This window comes from Stenotrophomonas sp. (assembly GCF_036662295.1).
Classification (GTDB): domain Bacteria; phylum Pseudomonadota; class Gammaproteobacteria; order Xanthomonadales; family Xanthomonadaceae; genus Stenotrophomonas.
In genome coordinates this window covers 1-4,288 of the sequence record NZ_JAVWXA010000176.1, presented here as the reverse complement: position 1 = coordinate 4,288, position 4,288 = coordinate 1, and the positions used below count along the sequence as shown (strand labels likewise).

General features: G+C 69.0%; 5 protein-coding genes and 1 riboswitch. Of the genes, 4 read left to right on the top strand and 1 reads right to left on the bottom strand.

The window, feature by feature from the left end:
- Positions 1 to 192 precede the first annotated feature (192 nt).
- Positions 193 to 831 carry an outer membrane beta-barrel protein gene (locus RSA25_RS19080; protein WP_332810401.1) on the bottom strand — a complete coding sequence of 213 codons (639 nt, stop codon included), beginning with the start codon at positions 829 to 831 and terminating at the stop codon, positions 193 to 195.
- Between the two features lie 158 nt (positions 832 to 989).
- Positions 990 to 1,133: riboswitch (FMN riboswitch) on the top strand.
- Between the two features lie 74 nt (positions 1,134 to 1,207).
- Between RSA25_RS19080 and RSA25_RS19075 the strand changes: the two genes are divergently transcribed.
- From RSA25_RS19075 to nusB, 4 genes are all read left to right on the top strand, one after another.
- Positions 1,208 to 1,828 (top strand): riboflavin synthase, encoded by a 621-nt coding sequence (locus tag RSA25_RS19075; protein ID WP_332810400.1) that lies wholly within the window; start codon positions 1,208 to 1,210, stop codon positions 1,826 to 1,828.
- Positions 1,825 to 2,925, top strand: a complete 1,101-nt coding sequence (gene ribB / locus RSA25_RS19070; protein ID WP_332810399.1) for a 3,4-dihydroxy-2-butanone-4-phosphate synthase — start codon at positions 1,825 to 1,827, stop codon at positions 2,923 to 2,925. Before RSA25_RS19075 ends, ribB begins: the two co-directional genes overlap by 4 nt.
- 294 nt (positions 2,926 to 3,219) lie before the next feature.
- A complete protein-coding gene (ribH, locus tag RSA25_RS19065; protein ID WP_332810398.1) occupies positions 3,220 to 3,687 on the top strand; it encodes a 6,7-dimethyl-8-ribityllumazine synthase in 468 nt (155 codons plus the stop codon).
- Complete coding sequence (nusB, locus tag RSA25_RS19060) at positions 3,684 to 4,163, top strand: transcription antitermination factor NusB (RefSeq protein ID WP_332810397.1); 480 nt, start codon at positions 3,684 to 3,686, stop codon at positions 4,161 to 4,163. The genes ribH and nusB overlap by 4 nt, the downstream gene beginning before the upstream one ends.
- Positions 4,164 to 4,288: the final 125 nt, after the last annotated feature.

The following is a 4,288-nucleotide window of genomic DNA, read 5'->3' as shown; positions in this document are numbered from 1 at the left end:
AAGGGTGGCTGTGGAAAGCCGGCCAGCGGCCGGCACTACCGGCTTTTTCTGTGCGTACCCGCCCCAAGCGACAAGGCATGCACGCGCGTGCTTCAGCAAAGCCTTACCCCGCAGATGGGCGAAGCACAAAAAAAACGGGCCCCTTTCGGGGCCCGTTCGATCATGGCGCCAACGTAGACCGTCGCGGCCCGATCAGAAACTCGCGCGCACGCCCACCGAGAACTGCGTCACCTCGTCGTAGGCCTGCACTTCACCCACCAGGCCCCAGGTCCGGGTGAAGTTCACCTGGCCACCCAGCGTGCCGGTCCAGGTGCCGTCCATGTCGCTGCCGTCGATGTAGCCGGCCTTCAACCAGGCCTCGGTACGCGCCGAGGGCTTGCCACGCACGCCCAGGGTCACGCGGGCGGCGTTGGTGTGTTCCTTGTAGCGCTCGGTCTCGAAGCCGTCGGCCTCGTACTCGGCTTCATTGTTGACGCGCAGCCAGGCGATGTCGCTCGTGAAATCCACGCGGTCGCTCATCGGCAGGCGGTAGCCGATGCCCAGTTCCGGCTGCTTCAGTTCCTGCTTGACGCGCAGGTCGTAGCTGCCCAGGTCGTAGGTATGGGTCTTGGACACCATGCTGTACCCACCAAACACATACGCCTGCTCGGCGATCGCGAACGAGCCGCGCACGTAGCCGCCATCCAGCTTCGGCTTGGAATCGGCGCCGTTGCGGTCCAGCTGCAGCTGGGTCCAGCCACCTTCCACGAACGTGTAGCTCATCGGCTCGGCGGCCGAGGCGGCAAACGGGGCGGCGGCCAGCAGGGCGGCGGCCAGGAGAATCTTGCGCATGCAGGTTCCTTGATGATGTTGAGGTCCATTTCAGCCGGCCCATCGTGGGCGGCAGGGCGGCGATCAGTGCCGCGCGAGGCGGATTTTAACCAGAATTTCACAAAAAGCGAGCAGTCAGCTGGCGCTGGTACAATGGCCGGGCCGGTTCGCCGGTATACAAACGTCTTCAGGGCGGGGTGCGATTCCCCACCGGCGGTAGGTGCGCAAGCACGAGCCCGCGAGCGCTCCCGGCCTGCCGGGAGGTCAGCAGATCCGGTCCAATGCCGGAGCCGACGGTATAGTCCGGATGAAAGAAGACGGTGCCACCGGGCCTTGGGCTCGGCGCGTGCCTATAGGCCTTGCGGCGTTTTTCGCTCACTTTTCGCGGAGAACGTTCTTGTTTACTGGAATCATCGAAGGCGTCGGCGCTCTGGCCGCACGCGAGACCCTCGGCGGCGATGTCCGCTTCACCTTCAACGTGGGCACCCTGCCGTTCGAGCACGTGCAGATGGGCGAGAGCATCGCCATCAACGGGGTCTGCCTCACCGTCATCGCCCACGACGCCACCACGTTCCAGGCCGACGCGTCCACCGAGACTCTGGGCCTGACCACCCTTGGCCAGCTGGCCCCCGGCGCGGTGATCAACCTCGAGCGCGCCATGCGCCCCACCGACCGCCTCGGCGGCCATCTGGTCAGCGGCCACGTCGATGGTTTGGGCCAGGTGCTGTCCATCCACGAGGATGCCCGCGCCCAGCGCTGGCGCTTCGCCGCCCCGGTGGGGCTGCTGCGCTATATCGCGAAGAAGGGCTCCATCTGCGTGGACGGGGTCAGCCTCACCGTCAACGCCGTGGATGAGGCCGGCTTCGAGGTCGCGCTCATCCCGCACACCGTGGCCAACACCGCCTTCGCCGCCACCGGCGTGGGCAGCGCGGTCAACCTGGAAATCGACCTGGTCGCCCGTTACGTCGAGCGCCTGATCGCCATGCCGGCGCACGCCCCGGCCGGAGAAAACGCATGAACTTCGCCCCCATTCCCGAGATCCTGGAAGACATTCGCCTGGGCCGCATGGTCGTCATCGTCGATGACGAAGACCGCGAGAACGAAGGCGACCTGATCATGGCCGCCGAGCTGGTCAAGCCGTCGGACATCAACTTCATGGTCACCCACGGCCGCGGCCTGGTGTGCCTGCCGCTCACCCGCGAGCGTGCCGCCGACCTGGGCTTGGCGCCGATGGTGCAGGCCAATACCGCGCAGTTCCAGACCAACTTCACCGTGAGCATCGAGGCCGCCGAGGGCGTCACCACCGGCATTTCCGCCTACGACCGCGCCCACACCATCCGCACCGCAGTGAAGCCGGACGCCAAGCCGGCCGACCTGCACCAGCCGGGCCACATCTTCCCGCTGATCGCCCAGCCCGGTGGCGTGCTCACCCGCGCCGGCCACACCGAGGCCGGCGTGGACCTGGCCATGCTGGCCGGGCTGGAACCGGCCGGCGTGCTGGTGGAGATCCTCAACCCCGATGGCAGCATGGCGCGCCGCCCCGAGCTGGAGGTGTTCGCGCGCGAGCACGGCCTGAAGATCGGCTCCATCGCCGACCTCATCGCCTACCGCCTGGCCACCGAGAAGACCATCGAGCGCGTGGACGAGCGCGAGATCGAGACCGAGTTTGGCCCGTTCAAGCTGGTTACCTACCGCGACCGCATCGCCCATGACCTGCATTTCGCCCTGGTCCGCGGCACCCCCGATGCCGAGCCCACCCTGGTGCGCGTACAGGTGGAAAACCCGCTGGCCGACCTCCTGCACTGGCGCCGTGATGATTTCGGCGTGGCCGCCACCGATGCGCTGCGTGCCATCGCCGCCGCCGGACGCGGGGTGATGGTGGTGCTGTCGGCCCCGCGCGACACAAACAGCCTGCTGGCCCGCCTGCGCCAGCAGCCGCTGCCGGCCACCCCCGGCAAGGACAAGGACGTGAGCCAGTGGCGCCGCAACGGTGCCGGTGCGCAGATCCTGTCCGACCTGGGCCTGGGCAAGCTGCGCGTGCTGGGCACCCCCCGCCGCCAGATCGGCCTGGCCGGCTACGGCCTGGAAGTGGTGGAGACGGTCACCGCCCCGTAACCCCGCGCGCCACCCCCACCGCCGGCCGCCCGCACCACCGCGCCGGCGGCACCGGCCACCCCGGTAGTGCCGGCCGCTGGCCGGCTCCCCGCACCGCCCGATCGCGCGCCGCCATCGCGCCGGACGCACCGATCCCCCCGGTAGTGCCGGCCGCTGGCCGGCTCCCCGCACCACCCGATCCGCACATCGCCGGCCCGCGCCGGCACCGCCATCGCGGCCATCGGCCGCCCCGCCGGCAACGGCCGGGGCCCATCCACGTTAGAATTACCCCTTAATCTCTCCCCCAAGCCGCATATGAGCCACTACGAAGGCGACCTCCGTACTCCGGACAAGGCCCGTTTCGCCATCCTTGCCAGCCGCTGGAACGCCCGCATCACCGACGTGCTGGTGGCCGGTGCGCGGCAGAGCCTGGCCGGCAACGGCATCGACGAAGCCGCCATCGACGTGATCCGCGTGCCCGGTGCATGGGAGCTGCCGCTGGTGGCCGCCCGCCTGGCTGCCGCGCACGAACATGCCGCCATCATCGCCCTGGGCTGCGTGATCCGTGGCGATACCCGCCATTACGAACACGTGGCCGATGGCTGCGCCGACGGCCTGATGCGCGTGCAGCTGGATTTCGGCGTGCCGGTGCTCAATGGCGTGCTGGCGGTGGAACGTGCCGAGGATGCCGAGGCCCGTGCCGGTGGCAGCCATGGCAACAAGGGTGAGGAAGCCGCACTGACGGCGTTGGAAATGGTCAATCTTCTGGAGCAGTTGCCGTGAACAAGTCGAACCCGGGCAAGCCCTCCGGTAAACCCGTCCGCCGTGATGGCATCGACCCCGTGCTGCGTTCGCGCGCGCGCCGTCGTGCCCTGCAGGCCATCTACGCCTGGCAGATTTCCGGTGGCAACGCGCAGACCGTCATCGCCCAGTTCGCCCATGAGCAGGCCCGCGAAATCGCCGACCTGGCCTATTTCGAGGCCCTCATCCACGGCGTGCTGGACAACCGCAAGGACCTGGACGAGGCGCTGACCCCGTACCTGGACCGTGGCATCGACGAAGTGGACGCCATCGAGCGCGCCGCCCTGCGCGTGGCCGCCTACGAAATGCGCTACCGCCTGGACGTGCCGTACCGCGTGGTGATCAACGAGGCCATCGAGTCGGCCAAGCGTTTCGGTTCCGAACACGGCCACACCTATGTCAACGGCGTGCTCGACCGTGCCGCCGTGGAATGGCGCAAGGTGGAATCGGGTCACTGACCCCCCGTGGTAGTGCCGGCCGCTGGCCGGCAGTGGTAGTGCCGGGCGGGGGGCGGCGCCCGGCCACATAACCCCCGGGGGGGGCCCCCGGCCCCCCCCCCCCCCCCCCCCCCCCCCCGCCCCGC